Raw genomic sequence first — 18,328 nt, 5'->3', positions numbered from 1 at the left:
CGCCCGGACCCCCCGTCCTGACCTCTCGAGGCTAGCGTCGGGGCAGCGTCCGGTCCCGGGAACGGCCGTCCTGGTGCCACCGGATCAGACCAGTGCCGCACCGGGGCCCCCGTAGCCTGGTGCGGTCATGCTCTGCTCCCACTTCGACGCCGGACGCTGCCGGTCCTGCACCTGGCTCGGCACGGCGTACGCCGCGCAGCTGGGCGCCAAGCAGCACACCGTCGAGGAGCTGCTCGCCCGGTCGGTCGGCGCCGCCGGGGCGACGGCCTGGCTGCCGCCGGTCGCCAGCGCCCAGCTGGGCGTGCGCAACAAGGCGAAGATGGTGGTCAGCGGCACCCTCGCGGAGCCGACGCTCGGCATCCTGAACCCGGCCGGCGCCGGGGTGGACCTGCGCGACTGCCCGCTGCACACGCCGGGCATCCAGGCAGCGCTCCCGGTGCTCGCCGACTTCGTGACCCGGGCCGCGCTGGCGCCGTACGACCTGGCCACTCGCAGGGGTGAGCTGAAGTACCTGCTGGTCACCGAGTCACCGGACGGTGAGCTGATGGTGCGGTTCGTGCTGCGCTCCCAGGAGCCGGTGGCGCGGATCCGCAAGCACCTGCCCGCGCTGCTCGAGCGGCTGCCGCAGGTCGCGGTCGCGACCGTGAACCTCCAGCCCGAGCACAAGGCGGTCCTGGAGGGCGAGCGCGAGATCGTGCTCACCGAGCAGGAGTCGCTGCTGATGCAGGTCGGCGGCCTCGGGCTGCACCTGCGGCCGCAGAGCTTCTTCCAGACCAACACCGCGATGGCCGCCGAGCTCTACCGGCTCGCCCGCGCGTGGACGGCCGAGCTGGCCCCGGGCCGGGTCTGGGACCTGTACTGCGGGGTGGGCGGCTTCGCCCTCGCGATCGCGTCCACGGCGCACGCGGAGGTCACCGGCGTCGAGGTCAGCGGCGAGGCGATCGCCTCGGCGACCGCCAGCGCGCGGGAGGCGGGGCTCGACCGCGTGCGGTTCGAGGCCGGCGACGCCACCGCCTGGGTGTCGGACCGGCCCGACGTCCCGGACCTGGTCGTCGTGAACCCGCCGCGACGGGGCCTCGGCCCCGAGCTCAGCGGCTGGCTCGAGGACTCGGGCGTGCGGCACGTCCTGTACTCCAGCTGCAACGCCCACACGCTGGCCCGCGACCTGGACGCGATGCCCTCGCTGCGCCCGGTGCGCGCGCAGCTGCTCGACATGTTCCCGAACACCGCGCACTACGAGGTCCTCGCGCTGCTGGAGCGGTTGTGACCGGCCCACGCGGGCGGCTCGACGAGGAGCGTCGCCGTACGACGGCCCGGCTGGCGGAACTCCGCGGGGAGTACCGCGGGTTCGTCGACGCCTCGCGCGACACCAACGCCGACGACGAGCACGACCCGGAGGGGGCGACGATCGCCTTCGAGCGCGAGCAGGTCGGCGCCCTGGTGCGCCGAGCCGAGCAGCGGCTGACCGAGGTCGCAGACGCGCTGGCCCGCCTCGACGACGGGACCTACGGGGCATGCGCCCGGTGCGGAGCACCGATCGCCGCCGAGCGCCTCGACGTGCGGCCCACCGCGACGACCTGCGTCGGCTGCGCCTGAGCCGGGCCGGGCCGGGCTGGGCCGGGCCGGGCCGGGCCGCGGGCTACTTCGCGGGCAGGGTGCGGGCGTAGCCGGCACCGACCTCGGCCCAGCGCTCGAGGTCCTCGTCGGCGACCACCCCCGCCGGCTGGACGCGCAGCCAGCCCACCATCTCGCGGTCGCGCATCACGAACGACGAGGTGTGCGGCTCGCCCAGCAGCTCCTCGGTGCGCTCCGGCGCCACCCGCAGGAGCAGGCCACCCTCGCTGCTGGCGGCGACCGCCATGTTGCCGTGGACCAGGAAGGCCAGGCCCCCGAACATCTTGCGCTCGCTGAGTCCGGGTTCGCCGGTGAGGATCTCCCGGAGCCGGTCGGCCAGCCCCTCGTCGTACGCCATGGACCAAAGTCTCATGCCATTCGCCCCTTCACGGGGGCAGACTGGCGGTATGAGTGCTGCTCGGGTCGTTCCGTTCCTCGCCGCCCTCGCCCTGGTCGCGGCGCTCGTCCCACCGGCCGTCGCGGCGCCGCCGACCGAGCGCACGATCACCGACGCGCGTGAGCCCGACAAGGCGTACGACGTGCTCTCGGTGACCCTGACCTCGGCCCCGGCCCCCGGCCGCAAGGCCAAGGTCGTCATCCGGCACGCCCGGCCGGTCGAGGTCCGCGACTCGATCGACTTCTGGGTGGACACCGACGACGACCGGGTGCCGGACCTGTTCGTCACTGGCCCGTCCTTCTCCGAGTACGCCGTCTACAAGACGAGCTCGTGGACCCACCACGGTCGCAACATCACCGACCAGCAGTGCGCGTCGCTGCGGATGAACCAGCGCCGGTCGGTCGTCCGGTTCGACCCCAGCTGCCTGGAGCCCTCGGTGCGGTTCGCGGTGTCCGTGCGGTCCTACCAGATGGACGCCCCGGCCCGCACCGACGACTACGTGCCCGGCAAGCACCGGCTCTCGCGGAAGGTGCTCTCCTACCTCCCTGGGTGAGGCCCGAGACCGCGTGCCAGACTCGCGGCATGGAGCAGCGCACCCTCGGCCGGACCGGGCGTCCGGTCTCCGTGGTCGGACTCGGCACCTGGCAGCTCGGCGCGGACTGGGGGGACGTCTCCGAGGACGACGCCCTCGCCGTCCTCGGCGCCTCGGTCGACGCCGGTGTCACGTTCTTCGACACCGCCGACGTGTACGGCGACGGGCGCAGCGAACAGGTGATCGGCCGGTTCCTGCGCGAGCACCCCGAGGTCGTCGTGGCCACCAAGATGGGTCGTCGCGTCGAGCAGCTGCCCGAGCACTACACGCTCGAGAGCTTCCGGGCCTGGACCGACCGGTCGCGACGCAACCTCGGCGTCGACACCCTCGACCTCGTGCAGCTGCACTGCCCCCCGAGCGCGGTCATCGACGCGGACGCGACGTACGACGCGCTCGACACGCTGGTCGCCGACGGCGCGATCGCGGCGTACGGCGTGAGCGTCGAGACCGTCGACCAGGCATTGTCCGCCATCGCGCGCCCGCACGTCGCGTCGATCCAGATCATCCTCAACGCGTTCCGCCTCAAGCCGTTGGACCGGGTGCTGCCGGCGGCGGCGGAGGCCGGGGTCGCGATCATCGCCCGGGTGCCGCTCGCGTCCGGCCTGTTGTCGGGTCGCTACGACGAGCACACGACGTTCGCCCCGGACGACCACCGCAGCTACAACCGCGACGGCAGCGCCTTCGACGTGGGGGAGACGTTCTCGGGCGTCGACTACGAGACCGGCGTCCGCGCGGCGCAGGAGTTCTCGCAGCTGGTGCGTGACCTGGACCTGACGCCCGCGCAGGCGGCGATCGCGTGGGTGGTGCAGCAGCCGGGCGTCACCACGGTGATCCCGGGCGCCCGCAACGCCGAGCAGGCGCGCGCCAACGCGGTCGCCGGACTGGCCGGGCCGCTGCCCGGCTCCGTCCTGGACGGGGTCACGCGGATCTACGACACGAGGCTCCGCGCGGCGATCCACGACCGCTGGTAGCCGCGTCTGCCGCGTCGGCTTCGCCGCCACACCCGCCGAGGCCGCGTCTGCGGCGTCGGCTTCGCCGCCGCGCCGGCCGCGGGATCTTTCCTGGGTCGGTGTTCAGACGGTTGGGTTGCGGTCCGCGCGCAGCCTGAGACCGCCGGCTCAGGCGGGGGGGCGGCCCTGCTCCAGGGCGTCGGCGAACTCGCAGAACGCGTCGTAGGCGCGCGGCCCGTAGATCGTGGCCGGGCCGCCCTTCATCAGGAAGGTGACGCCGATCGCCTCGGCCGCCTCCTGCTTGGTCGCGCCGGCCCGGGCCGCGGCCTGGGCGTGGGAGGCGATGCAGCCGTCGCAGCCCTCCACGACCCCGATCGCGACCGCGATCAGCTCCTTGGTGCGGGTGTCGAGCGCACCCGCGGCGAACGCGGCCTTGTGCAGCTCGCCGAAGCCCTTGTAGACGTCGGGCACCGCTTGCCGCAGCTGCCGGTGCAGCGGGGAGAGGGCGTCCAGCACCTCCTTGCCGTGGGGGTGCTCGGAGGCCTGGTGCTCGGTGGACTGGGCGATCGTGGAGGTCGTCATGCGAACGATGATATACCCCGGGGGGTATCGGTCACGACTTGGCGATGGTCCTCACGCGAGCAGTCGGCGCAGGCGCGCCTGGTGCTGGAATCGTCGCTGCCGGCGGCGCAGGGCCCGCCGGCGCACGGCGTACGCCCGCCCCTCCTGGTCCACCCTGAGGTGGGCGAGCATGAGCGCGCAGGTCGGGTCGGGGATGGTGAGGGAGTCGATCATCGGGGTACTCCTGGGAGTAGTCGGTCGCTAGGCGGTGGCGAGTGCCACGGTGCGCGCCTGAGGTGGGCCGGCACATCGGGAGATCGCCGTACTTCCCGGCTCGCGCCACCTCAGGCGATGGGCCCGCGAACGATCGGCCGACCGGCCCTGTTCATACCCCGCAGGGGTATGCTAGGTTCGCTCCGATGTGATACCCCAGTGGGGTATATACGGTCTACTCTGAGGAGAATCGAGATGTCCACGACCCACACGTACCGCGTCACCGGGATGACCTGCGGCCACTGCGTCGGCGCCGTGACCCGCGAGGTCAGCGCACTGGAGCCCGTCACCGACGTCCAGGTCGAGCTCGAGACCGGCGACGTCACCGTGCGGTCCACCCGGGAGCTCACCCACGACGAGATCGCCGCCGCCATCGACGAGGCCGGCTACGAGCTCGTCTCCTGAGGCCATGACCACCACACCGACGACACCGACCACCGAGAACCCGCCGCTCACCGCCGAGGGGACCCTCGACATCGAGGGCATGACCTGCGCGTCCTGCGTGGGCCGGGTGCAGAAGGCGCTGTCCCGGGTCGACGGCGTGGTGGAGGCCTCGGTGAACCTCGCGACCGAGACGGCCGCGGTCACCTACGACCCGGCGGTCGTCGAGCCCGCCGCGCTCACGGCGGCGGTGCAGAAGGCCGGGTACGCCGGCACCCTGCGCGCGGCGCCCCGGCCCGAGGCGGATCTGCCGGCCGCGCCGGACCCCGTCGCCGAGCTGGACGCGCGCCGCGACGTCGAGATCGCCCGGCTGGGCCGCAAGTGGCGGGTCGCGCTCGTCGTCGGCCTGGCCCTGATGGGCCTGATGTACGTCCCGTTCGACCTCGACACGATGGACTGGCTGATGCCGTTGCTCCTCGTGGTCGCGACCGTCACCCTGTTCTGGGCCGGCCGCGACATCTACCAACGGGCCTGGGCGAACGCCAAGCACGGGTCCTCGAGCATGGACACCCTGGTCGCGCTCGGCACCGGCGTGGCCTACGGCTACAGCGCGTTCGTCACCCTCTGGCCGGGGCCGGCCGAGCGCTGGGGCCTGCCGCTCCACCTGTACTACGAGACCGCGCTGATCGTGATGGCGCTGATCCTGATGGGCCGGTGGCTGGAGCTGAAGGCCAAGAAGCGCACCGCGGCCTCGATCAAGGCGCTGGTCGGGCTCGCGCCCACGACCGCCCGGGTGCTCCGCGACGGTGCGGAGGTCGACGTACCCATCGCCGAGGTGCGCGTGGGAGACCACGTGCGGGTCCGGCCGGGGGAGAAGCTGCCCGTCGACGGCGTCGTCGCCGAGGGCCGGTCCGCGGTCGACGAGTCGATGCTGACCGGCGAGAGCGTCCCGGTCGAGAAGGTCGCGGGGGATGCGGTCATCGGCGCCACGGTCAACACCACGGGCAGCCTCGTGGTCCGGACGACGGCGGTGGGCGCCGACAGCACGCTCGCCCAGATCGTGCGCCTCGTCGAGGAGGCGCAGGCCAGCGCCCCGCCGATGCAGCGGCTCGCCGACCGGGTCTCGGCGTGGTTCGTGCCGGCCGTGCTGGTCGTCGCGCTCCTGACCTTCCTCGGCTGGCTGCTCCTCGGCCCGGAGGCGGACCGCCTGGTCCTGGCGATCGGTACGACGGTCGCGGTGCTGATCATCGCCTGCCCGTGCGCGCTCGGCCTGGCCACGCCCACCGCGGTCATGGTCGGCACCGGCAAGGCCGCCGAGATGGGCATCCTGGTCGGTGACGGCGCGGCCCTCGAGACCGCGCGCCGGCTGACGGCGGTCGTGCTCGACAAGACCGGCACCATCACCCGCGGCCACCCCGACCTCGCCGAGGTCGTCACGTCGCAGGGCTGGGACGCCGACGAGCTGCTCGCACTGGTGGCGGCTGCCGAGGTCGGCAGCGAGCACCCGGTCGGCGAGGCGATCGTGCGCGGGGCACAGGACCGCGGGCTCACGCTGCCGGCAGTCACGCACTTCGACTCGGTCCCCGGCCACGGCGTCGTCGCCGAGATCGACGGCCGCACGGTGCTGGTCGGCAACACCGCCCACCTCGCCCAGCACGACATCGACACGGCACCGCTCGACGGCGCCGGCGTGTACGCCGCCGTCGACGGCGTCCTGGCCGGCAGCGTCACCGTCGCGGACACGGTCAAGGAGTCCTCGGCCGCGGCCGTCGCCGCCCTGGAGCGGCTCGGCCTCGAGGTCTGGATGGTCACCGGCGACAACGCCACCACCGCCCGCGCCGTCGCCGAGCAGGTCGGCATCGAGCACGTGATGGCCGACGTGCGGCCGGCCGACAAGGCCCGCCGGGTCGCCGAGCTCCAGGCCGCCGGCCAGGTCGTCGCGATGGTCGGCGACGGCGTCAACGACGCGCCCGCACTGGCGCAGGCGGACCTCGGCATCGCGATCGGCACCGGCACGGACGTCGCCATCGCGGCCTCGGACATCACCCTGGTCGGCGGTGACCTGCACGGGATCGCGTCGGCCATCGACATCTCGCGCCGCACCGTGACCACGATCAAGCAGGGGCTGGTCTGGGCCTTCGCCTACAACGTGCTGCTCGTCCCCGTCGCCGCGGGCGCGCTCTACTGGTGGGACGGGCTCCTGCTGGACCCGGTCCTGGCCGGCGCCGCCATGGCGATGAGCTCGGTCAGCGTGGTGACCAACGCGCTGCGGCTGCGCAAGCCGGGCCACGGCGGGAGCCTGCGCGGCCGGATCGTCGACGCCGGCTACCTCGGCCTGATCGCCGTGGTCGCCCTCGCGATCGGGATCGGCTTCACCTGGCTCAGCCGCACCGACCAGGCCGAGCGCGGGATGAACGGCCTGCTCACCTGGCAGGCTGGCATGGGCATGCCGATGCGTCCGGCGATGAGCGTCCTGGAGGAGACGGACGTGCCGCCGACCAGCGCCCACCACGCGGGGCTCGACATCGGGTACGACCTGCCTGCCGACGTACGGCCCGGAGCTCCGACGACGCTGACCGTCACGGTGCGCGACGCGGCCACCGGCGACCCGGTCGGCGACCTGGTCCGCACCCACCAGGTGTGGATGCACCTGATCGTGACCCGGTCCGACCTCGGCACCTTCGCGCACCTGCACCCCGAGCCGACCGGCGAGGACGGGGTGTTCACGGTCCGGGCGACGTTCCCGACGGCAGGCACCTACGCGCTGCACACCGAGCTGCGCCAGGAGGGTCAGCTCGCCGACGTGCTCGACAGCCACGAGGTGACGGTCGCGGGCGACCCGCCGCCGGCCGCGCCGGTGCCGAGCGCCGACGTCCGCGAGGTCACCGTGGACGGCGTGCGGATCACGCTGGACGGCGAGGCGCACGTCGACGCGGTCAGCGAGTTCACGCTGACCTTCGCCGACGCCGCGACCGGTGCCCCCATCGACGACCTCGGGCCCTACCTGGGCGCCGCCGGCCACGTCGTGGTCCTGCGCGAGGACGGCACCCGGTTCGCGCACCGGCACGCCGAGACGTTCGACGACGACGGCCGGCCGGTGCCGGCGCTGCCCGGGACGACCTTCGGGCCCGAGCTGGCCATGCACGCCCGGTTCGAGGTCGCGGGGACCTATCGCCTGTGGGCGCAGTTCCGCCTCGGCGACGACACCGTCGTCACCGCGCCGTTCGTGGTGCGGGCGGGCTAGCCCGCCCGCACCACCGGGGGCGACAGAGGGAGATCCGGCGCGAGCTCCTGCAGGAGGTCGCGCACGCGGCGGTCGAGGTCGGCGACGATGCGACGCACCGTCTCCTCCTCCTGGCCCCCGGGGTCGTCGACCGGCCAGTCCCGGTAGGTGACGCCGGGCACGTAGGGACACTCCTCGCCGCACCCGAGCGTGATCGCCAGGTCACTGCCGGCGATCATCTCGGTGGTGAGCAGCTTGGGATGTTCCTGCGAGGTGTCCAGGCCGAGCTTCTCCAGGACCTCGGCGACCTCGGGGTGGATGTGCTCGCCCGGCTGGGTGCCGGCCGACAGGGCCAGCACGCGGCCGCGGGCGTAGTGCTCGGTGAGCAGCCGGGCAGCCACGGAGCGGCCACCGTTGCGGACGCAGGCGAACACGACGGTGGGGACGTGGGTCTCGGTCATCGGGGTAGGTCCTCCTGGACGGTGTCGGGGAAGAAGCGGCGGGCCCAGAGGCTCACGTAGACCAGGCCGACGAGGACGGGCACCTCGATCAGCGGGCCGACGACTCCCGCGAGCGCCTGCCCGCTGGTGACGCCGTACACGGCGATGGCCACCGCGATCGCGAGCTCGAAGTTGTTGCCGGCTGCCGTGAAGGCGACCGTGGTGGATCGGCGGTAGCCGAGCCCCGCACGGTGGGCGGCCAGCATCGACCCGCCCCACATCAGGGCGAAGTAGACGACCAGGGGGACGGCGATGCGCGCGACGTCGGCCGGCTGGTTGGTGATGGTGTCGCCCTGCAGTGCGAACAGCACCACGATGGTGAACAGGAGTCCGTACAGCGCCCACGGCCCGATCCGTGGCAGGAACCGCTGCTCGTACCACTCGCGGCCGCGGCGTCGTTCTCCCGCCCGGCGGCTGAGGTAGCCGGCAGCGAGCGGGATGCCGAGGAACACCACCACGCTCCAGGCGATCTGCCAGGGCGACACCTCCAGCCCGGTGCCGGAGAGGCCGAGCCAGCCGGGCAGCAGGTCGAGGTAGAACCAGCCGAGCAGGGCGAAGGCGAGCACCTGGAAGACCGAGTTCAGGGCGACCAGGACGGCCGCCGCTTCCCGGTCCCCGCAGGCGAGGTCGTTCCAGATGATCACCATCGCGATGCACCGGGCCAGGCCCACGATGATCAGCCCGGTGCGGTACTCGGGCAGGTCGGCGAGGAACACCCAGGCCAGGGTGAACATCAGGGCCGGACCGACGACCCAGTTCAGCACCACCGACAGCGCCATCATGCGGGTGTCGCGAGCGACGTCGCCCACCTCGTTGTAGCGGACCTTGGCGAGGACGGGGTACATCATCACCAGCAGCCCGAGCGCGATCGGCAGCGACACCGAGGCGATCGTGATCGCGTCGAGGACGTCGGCGATGCCGGGCACCCAGCGGCCGAGCAGCAGCCCGGCCGCCATCGCCAGCCCGATCCACACCGGCAGGTACCGGTCGAGCGTGGGGAGCCGGCCGACGACGTCGGCACGGACCTGCGCCGCTGCAGTGTCGCTCACGCGACGGGCTTGGTGGCTCGGATGATCGCGCCGTGCATCCCCGGTGCGGCCTCGTGGGTGAACTCGACCTCGGCGTCCACGAAGCCGGCCGCGGTGAGGCCGTCGAGGTACTCGGCCCGCGAGAGGGCGCCGGCGATGCAGCCGACGTAGGAGCCACGCTCGGCGCGGTCGGCCGTGGTCAGCTGGTCCTCGGCGACGACGTCGGAGATCCCGATCCGGCCGCCCGGCACCAGCACCCGGTGCATCTCCGCGAGCACCCGGGGCTTGTCGACCGACAGGTTGATCACGCAGTTGGAGATCACCACGTCGACAGAGGCGTCCGGCAGGGGGACGTCCTCGATGGTGCCCTGGAGGAACTCGACGTTGGTGGCGCCCGCCTTGGCGGCGTTGGCACGGGCCAGCTCGAGCATCTCCTCGGTCATGTCCACGCCGTAGGCGAAGCCCGTCTCGCCGACCCGGCGCGCCGAGAGCAGTACGTCGATGCCGCCGCCCGAGCCCAGGTCGAGGACCCGCTCGCCGCGCCGCAGCGCGGCCACGGCGGTGGGGTTGCCGCAGCCGAGGCTGGCGGCCAGGGCCTCCGCGGGCAGCTCGTCCTGCTCCTCGGGGGCGTAGAGCCCGGCGCCGAAGGACTGGTCGACCGCTGTCGCGTCGCCGCCGCAGCACGAGCTGGAGCCGCAGCCGTCGTCGACGACCTGCAGGGCGTCGTTCAGCTCGGTGTTGGTGCTGCCGGCGCGCACGGCGGTCGCGGCCTGGGCGTAGCGGGTGCGGACCTCCTCGCGGAGATCGTCGGTACTCGTCATGGCTCTATCCTCTCATCCGTATCGACGACTGTCGATGCATCGAAGATTATCAATCAATCGACGAATGTCAATGGGTGTGGCACCATGGAGCCATGTCCGCTCGATCCGCCCTCCCTGTCCTCGACGACACCGGCGGCTGTTGCGTCCCGGTCGCCCGCGGGCTGCTCGACGCCGAGGAGGCGCAGAACCTGGCGCGGGTGTTCAAGGCGCTGGGGGACCCGACCCGGCTGCGCCTGCTCTCGATGATCGCCGCCCATCCCGAGCGCGAGGCCTGCATCTGCGACCTCATCGAGCCGGTCGGGCTCTCCCAGCCGACGGTGTCCCATCACATGAAGCAGCTGGTCGACGCCGGGCTCGTGACCCGCGAGCAGCGCGGTCGCTGGGCGTTCTACCGATTGGTGGACGACACCCTCACGAGCCTCAGCAGCGCCTTGCTCCCCTGACGATCGGGCGGCCGCCGCCGCCGGCCGTTCATCCGCTCGGCCCATCGGTCGGCCGGTCGTCTAGGCTGGAGCCGATGAGCGCCGAGGACTACTGCGAGCTGTGTGACCTTCCGAAGTCCCAGTGCATCCACGGGAACCCGCCGGCTCCACCCCCGCCGACCGTGCGCAAGGCGCCGGCCACCCGGCCCGTCGTACGCCGAACCGCAACCTCGTCGCCCGGATCGAGCAGGTCGACCACCTCGACCAGGTCGACCACCGCGGCGGCGCCGGCGCGACCGGTCCGGCACCGGTGGACCCCGCCGGACGTCTTCAAGCCCGAGATCCTCGCGGTGCTGTCGGCCGCCGGTGGCGAGCTGGACCAGGACGAGGTCTTCCTCGAGCTCGAGGTCCGGATGGAGGAGCGGCTCACCGACGCCGACCACGAGAAGACGCCCGAGGGCGAGCTGCGCTGGCGCTACGCCGCGCGGCGGGCCCGGCAGGCGCTGGTGGCCGAGGGCGCGATGACCAAGGGACGTCCGGGGATCTGGGCCCTGGGTTGAGAGGGGAGCGGGGCTGATGGTCGGACCGTTGGAGGAGCGGAACGTCTTCGGGACGCAGCTGGAGCCCTGCGGCACCGACCCGGTGACCGGCTTCTCCCGCGACGGCACCTGCACGTGCGGACCCCAGGACGTGGGGCTGCATGCGGTCTGCGCGGTGATGACCACGGAGTTCCTCGACTACCAGCGCCGGATCGGCAACGACCTGTCCACCCCCCGTCCGGAGTACGGCTTCCCGGGCCTGCACCCCGGTGACCGGTGGTGCGTGGTGGCCGCGCGCTGGCTGCAGGCCTACGAGGCCGGCGTCCCCGCGCCGGTCGTGCTGGCGTCCACGAGCGAGCGGGCCCTGGAGGTCGTCCCGCTGGAGTACCTCGACGAGCAGGCGGTCGACGTCCCGGACGATCCCGGCGCGCTGCTCTGAGCGGTCAGGGGACGACCGAGGTGCCAGCGGCCAGCGGCCGGCGACCGGTGAGCGCGAGCAGCACGTCGACCCCGTGGCCCAGCCGCAGGGCGCTCGCCGTGGCCAGCGCGAGGGTGTCGGCGAGCGCCTCGGCCGGCGGCGCGAACTCCAGGCCGGCGGCCTCGGCGATGTCGAGGGAGTGCACGGTCAGCTCGAACGTCCTGGTGGGCAGGTAGTCGCTGACCCGCATCCCGCCGGCGGCGGTCTCGACGACCGGGTCCTCCCCTTCGAGGAGGTCCAGGGCGAGCTCGGCCTCCTCGCGTGCCGCCTCCAGGGCGGCGAGCGGGTGCGCGCCGAGCGCGACGCCGGCCTCGATCCCGCGCTGGTGGATCGCGTCGCGCGCGCTGCCGTGCGCGAGCCGGCTGACGATCGCGAAGTACGCCGCGGCGTCCGGGGCGTCGACCCGCGCCGCGCGGGTCGTCAGGTAGGTCGCGACGGTGACCAGCGAGCGGCCGGTGTGCCCGATGAGCGCGCGCAGGTCCCAGGTGCCGAGCCCCGGCTCGGCGTACCGCTCCATCGGCACCTGGGCGGCGAGGGCCACGAACGCGTCGGAGGCCTCGGCGTAGGTGGTGCGGGCTGCGGTCAGGGCGGTCGACACCGCTCCATCCTCCGGCACGCGTCCGGCGCCCGGCGCGGGTGTCCACAGGTTGTTGACGGTTGATCGGAAGCGCGTCCCCAGGTGCGGTCGGCACCATGGAGGCATGACCCAGCAGCGCTCGCGCCACCGCTCCCGGCAGGTGCTCCCCGCGCAGGAGCTGGCGGCGCGCCTGGAGGCCCTTCGGCGCCGCCAGCAGGCCCAGGTCGAGCTCGACCTGCGGCTCCTGCGGCGGCGCTGACCCGAAGCACCGCCGGACCCGCGCTCGCTGGGGACACGCGGTCCAGTCCACCGCGGGAATCCCCGCGGCGGGGTCGGTGGGGCCCTAGCCTCTGCCGCATGACCGAGAGCAACGACTCCACCCCTGTCAGCCCGCAGAGCGCATCCGTTCCGCCGCCCTTCGGCGAGGCCACGCCTGCTCCCGCGCCGGCGCCGGCCGCCCCGGCGTACGCCGGGGCGGCCCACGCGGCCCCCGCCGCCGGCCCGATCGGTGAGGTCCGCAGCACCGGGACCTGCATCCTGCTCAGCATCGTGACCCTGGGGATCTACACCTGGTTCTGGTACTACAAGACCCACGACGAGATGAAGCGGCACACGGGTGAGGGCATCGGCGGCGGGATCGCGCTGATCCTGGCGATCTTCGTCGGCATCGTGAGCCCGTTCCTGTCCTCCAACGAGGTCGGCAAGCTCTACGAGCGCCGCGGCCAGCAGGCCCCGGTCACCGCGGCCACCGGCCTGTGGTTCCTGCTGCTGGGCTGGCTGTTCCTCGTCGGCGCGATCGTGTGGTTCGTCAAGACCAACAACGCGCTCAACGAGTACTGGAAGTCGGTCGGCGCCCAGGCCTGACCACCACCGCACCACAGACCACCGCACCACAGACCGCGCACCACAGACCGCGCAGCACCGGGCCGGGCCTCATCGAGGCGCCGGCCCGGTGTGGTTGCCGGGGTCGTCGTGGGGCCCGGCGCCGCCGTCCTCGGCGGAGAGCAGGAGCAGCCGGCTGAGCAGGTCGGCGGCCTGCGCGACCTGCTCGCGCTGCCCGGTCACCAGCAGGTCCATGAGCAGCCCGCGGGCCGCGCCCAGGGCCAGGCGCGCGTGGATCTCGGCCTGAGGCGCGGGGATCCCGAGCCGCCGGCACAGCTCGGTGATCGAGGGCAGCCACGCAGCGATCAGCTCGGCTTTCAGGTCGGCGGCGTGCTCCTTGCCCTGCATCGCGTGCGCGGCGAGCTCGAAGAAGAGCGGGCCGTGGCGCAGCGTGGCCTCGACGGTCTGCTCCCAGTACGCCGCGGCGGCGGCCAGCGGCGGCAGTTCCTCGTCGTACGTCGCGGTCATCAGCGCCCGCTGCCGGGCCTCGACCTCGCGGGTCACCTCGGCGAGCAGTCCCTCGCGGGAGCCGACGTGGTACACCCGCCTGCTGCTCGTCAGCCGAGCTCGGCGACCAGTCGCTCGGCGTCGGGCGTGCTGACCAGGAGCTCGTCGTACGACGCGCCCACCAGGCCGATCCGGACCGCCGGCACGTCGCGGCGCAGCGCGACCAGCTGCTTGTGGCCGCGCGAGCGCCAGGTGCCGAGCAGCCGGATGCCCGGGAGCCCGAGACCAACCCGGAGGCCCCGCACCTCGCGGCGCCAGGACCGCACCAGGACGGCGGAGGTGATCGCCGTGCGCGGCACGGTCACGTTCCGCAGAATCCCGAGCGCCTTCTCGGCGGGCGTGAACCGCACCGCGAGGTCGTCGGCGGTCAGGGCCAGGTCGGTCATGGCAGTACCTCGATCTCCTCGTTCAGCTCCGCACCCTGCAGCAGCTCCAGGTCGTCACCCGACCAGAACCGCCCCGGGTCGTAGTAGTTGGTGGGCCGGCGGCCGTCGAGCAGGCCCATCGCCGTGTACGTCGCCGCCACCACTTCGGCGCAGTAGGTCAGCTCGGCCGGCGCGGGGCGGCGCAGTCGACCGCGGGCCCATCGGCCGACCAACGCCGCTGTCGCCGGGAACGGCGTACCGTCCAGGCGCGCGACGGTGCGCAGCACTGCGTCCTCCATCTCCGCGGTGACCGGCGCGTCGAGCTGACGCAGCCAGGCGCGCTGGCCGTAGCGGCCGGTCCACTGCTCCACCGCCGCGCGCAGGTCGTGCAGCTGGACCCCGCGGTGGTGGCTGTTGGTCCACACGTCGAGCAGCCCCTTGCCGAGCTCGGCGTGCCACATCAGCGGCGGCAGGTCGTCGAGCACGATCGCCATGCCGACGTGGTTGACGGGCGCGTTGGTCAGCACCCGGATAGCGTGGTCGGCGGTCGAGCGCCCGCGGAACAACCACAGGTCGCCGGTCCGCGTCAGGTCGACGGCCTGCTCGAGCGTGAGGGTGGAGCCGGTCGGGCCGGTCGGACGAGTCATCGAGAGGAGTCCCCCGTGAAGCTGTGGAAGTGGCTCGGGCTGGCGGGGCTGGCCGGAGTGGCCGCCACCGGTGTCATCATCGCGCGCGACCAGCGCCAGCGCGCGCAGCTGAGCCCCGAGGAGGTCCGCGACCGGTTGCGGGACCGGCTCGAGAACGGCGCCGGGCCGCGGCTCACTCAGGACGGGCGCACGCCTGGACCAGGTGCACCACCCCGGTGACCACGCCGATCGCCGACCCGACGATCCCGAGCCCGACCAGCACGTGGGCGACCAGCCCCCAACCGGACCAGTCATCGGCCGTGTCGAACGGGTAGACCTGCCACAGCCGGGCGGTCACCGCGATGCCGAAGCCGGACGTGAGCATCTCACCGGCCGCCCGGAGCGCCTTCGGGTCCCAGAGCGTGTAGAGCGCGAAGACCACCAGGTGCACCACGATCGAGGCGTTCACGAGCCCGATCACCCGGTCGGTGTCGGCGGTGAGAAACGGCAGCACGTCCCAGCCCGGCCACGCGTTGATGGCGATCAGGCTGATCGCGTCGAAGACGACGGTGCCGACGTACCCCGAGCGGCGGGCGGCCGCCGTGGGCGACCGCTTGTGGCTGGCGACCCGGGTGGGCGTGCTCATGGCACCAGGCTGGGGCGCCGGGTGCCCGCGTCCCAGGGTCGTGGGTCCGTGGGCGGCACGGACCTTGTTCCTCGCCGGTTCCTCGCCGGTTCCTCGCCGGTTCCCTCAAGTCGGCTCCCAGCCGTCTCCAAGCGCCGCCGCCGACGATGGGCGTGCCCACCACGGAGGTGGATCCCGAGACCGGAGAAGGAACCCGTCATGAAGTCGATGCTGGCCGAGCGCCGCGAGGTGTGGCGCTCGCTGACCCACCAGGACAAGCAGCAGCGCCTGGAGGACCTGCGCCGACGCCATCAGAGCCAGGTCGAGCTGGAGATGCTGCGCCTGCGGCACCAGACCCGCTGACCTTCGCGGCGGGTCGACCGGTGGCGTGCACGGGCCCCCGGGGTTGGTGGGCGCCGGACGGTCGTTGTGACCGCCACACCCCGACCCCGGGCGCTCGCCCTGCTCCTCTCCGTCTGCGTGTTGCGGGGCGCCGACCGGCTCCGCCTTCGACGGGGCGGCCTTCCGTTACTCCGGGGGCCGGCCCGCCCAGATGGCCGGCTCGCGAGTTTCGTCGGCCGGCCGACGAAACTCGACCCTGGACGATGCAACTGCGTCGTCCAAGCACGAGCTCTGTCGGTCGACCGATGAAACTGGCGGCGCCCTCAGGCCGTCGTTCGACGGACCCGGTCGGCGATCTGAGTGAGCCAGTCGCGGTAGGTCTTGCCGACCGGTGGAGAGGCCTCGCAGCCCATCTCGTCGAGCAGCCGCTCGAGCTCACCATCGGTGAATGGATGCGCGAGCAGGTCGGCGACCTCGTCCGACAGCGCGGCGGCCAGCGCGGGTGACTGCCGCACGAACAGGGCGAGGTTGTCCTCGACCGAACCCACCAGATCGAAGTCCTGGTGCAGGTAGGCGCCCATGAAGTGGCGGAGGGCTCGTGTCTCCATCGCGTTCTCCAGTCTAGGCGGGATAGGCCGTCACGATGCGGTAGCCCTGAGGCATCGTCGGGTCTGCCGTCAAGATGGCGCGAAGCCCCGAAACGTCGAACACCTCTCCGGCTCGGGTGGCCGTGCGTCCGACAATCACACCGAAGTCCTGGGTCAGGACGAAGCGGTCCTCGGGATTGGTCCTCAACCAGACGCGGATGTCATCGGATTGCGATCCCAAGAGACGGCGGAGGAAGCGCTCCGCGGTCCGTTGGTCGGCGAACGATGAAGCCCGCCTCGGCCCGGCCGAGGCGGTGACGCGCTCGATGAGCTCGCGGTCCGACTTCGCCACGTGCCGCCTGATCGTGTGCGCCAGCTCGCCCTTCTCGTGTTGCGAGAGCCAGCCGTCCGGCCACCGGCCCAGGGACGCTACCCCCCGCTCATCCGCCCGAGCGAGGTCGACCCGCAGCAGCCGCGCGAGCGAGGAGCGGGTGTCTCGGACAGTGACGGCGACGGGGCGGAGGGTGGCCGCGGTGCTGCCGTTGAGGATCCGCAGCGCGTCGGCGATCACCTTGAGCTCGCGCGAGGCGGTGGCGATCCGGCCGCCCGCGGCGGCGCTGCCGGCCCCGGCGGCGAGGCCGGCGGAGAGGAACGACAGGGCGCCGGCGATGACCGCGCCGACCCCGAGCTCGATGCCGAGCTCCTTGAGCAGGTCGAGCATCTCGGCGCGCTTCGCTTCGACCTGGTCGGCGTACGCCTCGCATGCGCCGGCGATCGCGACGAGCTGCTCGGCGACCGTGGCCACCCGATCGCGCAGGTCGCGCGTGGTCGCGATCGCCACGGGGATCTCGGGCGAGACCTCGTCGTCAAGTCCGGAGAGCGCGGTCTCGCAGTGCGCGCCGAGCAGGCCCACCGCACGGGCGGCGGTGCGCCATGTGGTGGCGGCCGCACGCAGCCGATCGGTGTCCGCGTCGGGCCAGACGGCCCCCTCCAGGAAGTCGAGCACGACCCCCGCCCACCCCGGCAGGAAGTCGGCGTCGGCCCCCAGCGCGGAGGGCGGTGTCGCCGCCATCAGGCGCACGACGCCTGACGCGTCGGGCTCCCCGCCCACGCCGGATCCGCCCGAGGCGACCTCCGCCGCATGGTGATTGGTCAGCGAGTGCGCGCTCAGCTCGGCCAGGGACGCGAGCGCGCAGGCCACCTCGGCGACCCCGGCGGCCGCCTCCGCGGCCGCCTCGTCGTACGACGCCGCGAAGTCGGTCGCCGTCGCATCGTCGCCCGCCATCCCACCGAAGCCGATCAGGTCGGCACACAGGTCGCGGGCCGCCTGTGCGGCGATCTCGTTGCCGGAGACGAACGCTGTCGTCGCCGAGGCGTAGCCCTCGCCCAGGACCGCGAGCCTCACCGGACCTGCTCCCACATCCGCAGGTTCGTGGTCGCGGCGCGCTCGTAGTTGTCATGGGCCGTGTCGGCGGCACTCCGCATCACGGCCAGCGCCGCGCTCATCTCGCGGAAGCCGCTCTCCCACTCCGCCTGGGCGCCGGCCTGGGCGTCCGCGGCGCTCCCGGACCAGGTCTGCTGCAGTGCGGCGACCCGCCCGACGACGTCGTCGAGCAGCGCGTCGAGCGCCACACCGCACCGCACCAGTTCGTCGACCACGTCGAGCAGCTCGTCGAGGTCGACGGCGAAGCCCGGCGCGGACATCAGCCCAACCTCGCCCGGAGGCTGGCCAGTTCATCGCCGGCGTCGGTGTCGGCGCGGACCAGGTCGCGGTCGGCCGCCTCCAGCAGGTCGCCCATCAGCTCCAGGCCGCGTCGTACGGCATCGGCCGCGCGGGCCCACTCCGCCCAGCCGGCGGCGAAGGAGGTGGCGGCGCCGCCGCGCCAGCCGCGGTCGAGCAGCGCGTCGACCCGGGCCGCGACCCGGTCCCGGTCCTCAGCCAGCTGCGCGACCGTGCCGCGCACGTGCGCGACGGCGGCCCGGAACGCCAGATGGTCGGCGGCGAGCGGATCGTCCATGCCGAGACGATGCCCCGCCG

28 protein-coding genes are annotated in these 18,328 nt (G+C 73.2%); 13 read left to right on the top strand and 15 right to left on the bottom strand.

Annotated features, from left to right (window positions below; translation table 11 throughout):
- Nucleotides 1-127 precede the first annotated feature (127 nt).
- Together rlmC and NOCA_RS20455 are read left to right on the top strand one after the other, a co-directional pair.
- Nucleotides 128-1,267 (top strand): 23S rRNA (uracil(747)-C(5))-methyltransferase RlmC, encoded by a 1,140-nt coding sequence (rlmC, locus tag NOCA_RS20460; protein ID WP_011757184.1) that lies wholly within the window; start codon nt 128-130, stop codon nt 1,265-1,267.
- Complete coding sequence (locus NOCA_RS20455) at nt 1,264-1,596, top strand: TraR/DksA family transcriptional regulator (protein ID WP_011757183.1); 333 nt, start codon at nt 1,264-1,266, stop codon at nt 1,594-1,596. Before rlmC ends, NOCA_RS20455 begins: the two co-directional genes overlap by 4 nt.
- Before the next feature lie 43 nt (nt 1,597-1,639).
- Here NOCA_RS20455 and NOCA_RS20450 read toward each other — a convergent pair whose 3' ends face one another.
- Nucleotides 1,640-1,987 carry a TfoX/Sxy family protein gene (locus NOCA_RS20450; protein ID WP_011757182.1) on the bottom strand — a complete coding sequence of 116 codons (348 nt, stop codon included), beginning with the start codon at nt 1,985-1,987 and terminating at the stop codon, nt 1,640-1,642.
- Nucleotides 1,988-2,021: 34 nt separating this feature from the next.
- Here NOCA_RS20450 and NOCA_RS20445 point away from each other — a divergent pair, with 34 nt between their 5' ends.
- Together NOCA_RS20445 and NOCA_RS20440 are read left to right on the top strand one after the other, a co-directional pair.
- Entirely contained in the window at nt 2,022-2,564 is a 543-nt protein-coding gene (locus NOCA_RS20445) for a hypothetical protein (RefSeq protein ID WP_011757181.1), read from the top strand.
- Nucleotides 2,565-2,593: 29 nt separating this feature from the next.
- Nucleotides 2,594-3,574, top strand: a complete 981-nt coding sequence (locus tag NOCA_RS20440; protein ID WP_011757180.1) for an aldo/keto reductase — start codon at nt 2,594-2,596, stop codon at nt 3,572-3,574.
- Nucleotides 3,575-3,721: 147 nt separating this feature from the next.
- On the opposite strand, the gene NOCA_RS20435 is transcribed toward NOCA_RS20440, so the two are convergent.
- Nucleotides 3,722-4,135 carry a carboxymuconolactone decarboxylase family protein gene (locus NOCA_RS20435; protein WP_011757179.1) on the bottom strand — a complete coding sequence of 138 codons (414 nt, stop codon included), beginning with the start codon at nt 4,133-4,135 and terminating at the stop codon, nt 3,722-3,724.
- A 51-nt stretch (nt 4,136-4,186) separates the two neighbouring features.
- The gene (locus tag NOCA_RS27655) at nt 4,187-4,348 is read right to left on the bottom strand and encodes a hypothetical protein (RefSeq protein ID WP_158305688.1); all 162 of its coding nucleotides are present in this window, start codon (nt 4,346-4,348) and stop codon (nt 4,187-4,189) included.
- 234 nt (nt 4,349-4,582) lie between these two features.
- Between NOCA_RS27655 and NOCA_RS20430 the strand changes: the two genes are divergently transcribed.
- Both NOCA_RS20430 and NOCA_RS20425 read left to right on the top strand, forming a co-directional pair.
- Nucleotides 4,583-4,792 carry a heavy-metal-associated domain-containing protein gene (locus NOCA_RS20430; RefSeq protein WP_011757178.1) on the top strand — a complete coding sequence of 70 codons (210 nt, stop codon included), beginning with the start codon at nt 4,583-4,585 and terminating at the stop codon, nt 4,790-4,792.
- Nucleotides 4,793-4,796: 4 nt separating this feature from the next.
- A complete protein-coding gene (locus tag NOCA_RS20425; protein WP_011757177.1) occupies nt 4,797-8,012 on the top strand; it encodes a heavy metal translocating P-type ATPase in 3,216 nt (1,071 codons plus the stop codon).
- Here NOCA_RS20425 and NOCA_RS20420 read toward each other — a convergent pair.
- From NOCA_RS20420 to arsM, 3 genes are read right to left on the bottom strand one after another with little or no spacing between them, the layout of a single operon-like run.
- Complete coding sequence (locus NOCA_RS20420) at nt 8,009-8,452, bottom strand: arsenate-mycothiol transferase ArsC (RefSeq protein ID WP_011757176.1); 444 nt, start codon at nt 8,450-8,452, stop codon at nt 8,009-8,011. The genes NOCA_RS20425 and NOCA_RS20420 overlap by 4 nt on opposite strands.
- Nucleotides 8,449-9,540, bottom strand: a complete 1,092-nt coding sequence (gene arsB, locus NOCA_RS20415; protein ID WP_011757175.1) for an ACR3 family arsenite efflux transporter — start codon at nt 9,538-9,540, stop codon at nt 8,449-8,451. Before arsB ends, NOCA_RS20420 begins: the two co-directional genes overlap by 4 nt.
- Nucleotides 9,537-10,340 (bottom strand): arsenite methyltransferase, encoded by an 804-nt coding sequence (gene arsM / locus NOCA_RS20410; RefSeq protein WP_011757174.1) that lies wholly within the window; start codon nt 10,338-10,340, stop codon nt 9,537-9,539. The genes arsB and arsM overlap by 4 nt, the downstream gene beginning before the upstream one ends.
- Before the next feature lie 92 nt (nt 10,341-10,432).
- Here arsM and NOCA_RS20405 point away from each other — a divergent pair, with 92 nt between their 5' ends.
- The 3 genes from NOCA_RS20405 to NOCA_RS20395 all read left to right on the top strand — a co-directional run bounded on the left by NOCA_RS20405 (nt 10,433) and on the right by NOCA_RS20395 (nt 11,740).
- A complete protein-coding gene (locus NOCA_RS20405; protein ID WP_011757173.1) occupies nt 10,433-10,783 on the top strand; it encodes an ArsR/SmtB family transcription factor in 351 nt (116 codons plus the stop codon).
- A 74-nt stretch (nt 10,784-10,857) separates the two neighbouring features.
- Complete coding sequence (locus NOCA_RS20400) at nt 10,858-11,322, top strand: hypothetical protein (protein ID WP_011757172.1); 465 nt, start codon at nt 10,858-10,860, stop codon at nt 11,320-11,322.
- 16 nt (nt 11,323-11,338) lie between these two features.
- Complete coding sequence (locus NOCA_RS20395) at nt 11,339-11,740, top strand: DUF2237 family protein (RefSeq protein WP_011757171.1); 402 nt, start codon at nt 11,339-11,341, stop codon at nt 11,738-11,740.
- A 4-nt stretch (nt 11,741-11,744) separates the two neighbouring features.
- On the opposite strand, the gene NOCA_RS20390 is transcribed toward NOCA_RS20395, so the two are convergent.
- Nucleotides 11,745-12,377, bottom strand: a complete 633-nt coding sequence (locus NOCA_RS20390; protein WP_197687666.1) for a maleylpyruvate isomerase N-terminal domain-containing protein — start codon at nt 12,375-12,377, stop codon at nt 11,745-11,747.
- Between the two features lie 103 nt (nt 12,378-12,480).
- Between NOCA_RS20390 and NOCA_RS28500 the strand changes: the two genes are divergently transcribed.
- Together NOCA_RS28500 and NOCA_RS20385 are read left to right on the top strand one after the other, a co-directional pair.
- A complete protein-coding gene (locus NOCA_RS28500) occupies nt 12,481-12,615 on the top strand; it encodes a hypothetical protein (RefSeq protein WP_274378263.1) in 135 nt (44 codons plus the stop codon).
- 98 nt (nt 12,616-12,713) lie between these two features.
- Nucleotides 12,714-13,220, top strand: coding sequence for a DUF4234 domain-containing protein (locus tag NOCA_RS20385; RefSeq protein ID WP_011757169.1), 507 nt, complete (start codon nt 12,714-12,716; stop codon nt 13,218-13,220).
- 69 nt (nt 13,221-13,289) lie between these two features.
- Here the strand turns inward: NOCA_RS20385 and NOCA_RS20380 are convergent, their stop codons facing one another.
- From NOCA_RS20380 to NOCA_RS20370, 3 genes are read right to left on the bottom strand one after another with little or no spacing between them, the layout of a single operon-like run.
- Complete coding sequence (locus NOCA_RS20380; protein WP_011757168.1) at nt 13,290-13,781, bottom strand: hypothetical protein; 492 nt, start codon at nt 13,779-13,781, stop codon at nt 13,290-13,292.
- Between the two features lie 14 nt (nt 13,782-13,795).
- Nucleotides 13,796-14,131 (bottom strand): hypothetical protein, encoded by a 336-nt coding sequence (locus NOCA_RS20375; RefSeq protein ID WP_011757167.1) that lies wholly within the window; start codon nt 14,129-14,131, stop codon nt 13,796-13,798.
- Entirely contained in the window at nt 14,128-14,757 is a 630-nt protein-coding gene (locus NOCA_RS20370) for a hypothetical protein (protein WP_011757166.1), read from the bottom strand. The genes NOCA_RS20375 and NOCA_RS20370 overlap by 4 nt, the downstream gene beginning before the upstream one ends.
- A 15-nt stretch (nt 14,758-14,772) precedes the next feature.
- On the opposite strand from NOCA_RS20370, the gene NOCA_RS26685 reads away from it, so the two are divergent.
- Entirely contained in the window at nt 14,773-14,976 is a 204-nt protein-coding gene (locus NOCA_RS26685) for a hypothetical protein (RefSeq protein ID WP_083768213.1), read from the top strand.
- On the opposite strand, the gene NOCA_RS20365 is transcribed toward NOCA_RS26685, so the two are convergent.
- Nucleotides 14,930-15,382 carry a hypothetical protein gene (locus NOCA_RS20365; protein ID WP_011757165.1) on the bottom strand — a complete coding sequence of 151 codons (453 nt, stop codon included), beginning with the start codon at nt 15,380-15,382 and terminating at the stop codon, nt 14,930-14,932. The genes NOCA_RS26685 and NOCA_RS20365 overlap by 47 nt on opposite strands.
- 198 nt (nt 15,383-15,580) lie before the next feature.
- Here NOCA_RS20365 and NOCA_RS27650 point away from each other — a divergent pair, with 198 nt between their 5' ends.
- Nucleotides 15,581-15,724 (top strand): hypothetical protein, encoded by a 144-nt coding sequence (locus NOCA_RS27650; protein WP_158305687.1) that lies wholly within the window; start codon nt 15,581-15,583, stop codon nt 15,722-15,724.
- A gap of 302 nt (nt 15,725-16,026) precedes the next feature.
- Here NOCA_RS27650 and NOCA_RS20360 read toward each other — a convergent pair whose 3' ends face one another.
- The 4 genes from NOCA_RS20360 to NOCA_RS20345 are packed head-to-tail and all read right to left on the bottom strand — an operon-like array spanning nt 16,027 to nt 18,308.
- Entirely contained in the window at nt 16,027-16,311 is a 285-nt protein-coding gene (locus NOCA_RS20360; RefSeq protein WP_011757163.1) for a contact-dependent growth inhibition system immunity protein, read from the bottom strand.
- A gap of 13 nt (nt 16,312-16,324) precedes the next feature.
- Nucleotides 16,325-17,695, bottom strand: a complete 1,371-nt coding sequence (locus NOCA_RS20355; protein ID WP_011757162.1) for an RNase A-like domain-containing protein — start codon at nt 17,693-17,695, stop codon at nt 16,325-16,327.
- Nucleotides 17,692-17,994, bottom strand: a complete 303-nt coding sequence (locus tag NOCA_RS20350; RefSeq protein WP_011757161.1) for a WXG100 family type VII secretion target — start codon at nt 17,992-17,994, stop codon at nt 17,692-17,694. Before NOCA_RS20350 ends, NOCA_RS20355 begins: the two co-directional genes overlap by 4 nt.
- Nucleotides 17,994-18,308, bottom strand: a complete 315-nt coding sequence (locus NOCA_RS20345) for a WXG100 family type VII secretion target (protein ID WP_011757160.1) — start codon at nt 18,306-18,308, stop codon at nt 17,994-17,996. The genes NOCA_RS20350 and NOCA_RS20345 overlap by 1 nt, the downstream gene beginning before the upstream one ends.
- Nucleotides 18,309-18,328: the final 20 nt, after the last annotated feature.

The organism is Nocardioides sp. JS614 (genome assembly GCF_000015265.1).
In the GTDB taxonomy this organism is placed as follows: Bacteria; Actinomycetota; Actinomycetes; order Propionibacteriales; family Nocardioidaceae; genus Nocardioides.
This window is presented reverse-complemented; position numbering and strand designations above follow the sequence as displayed.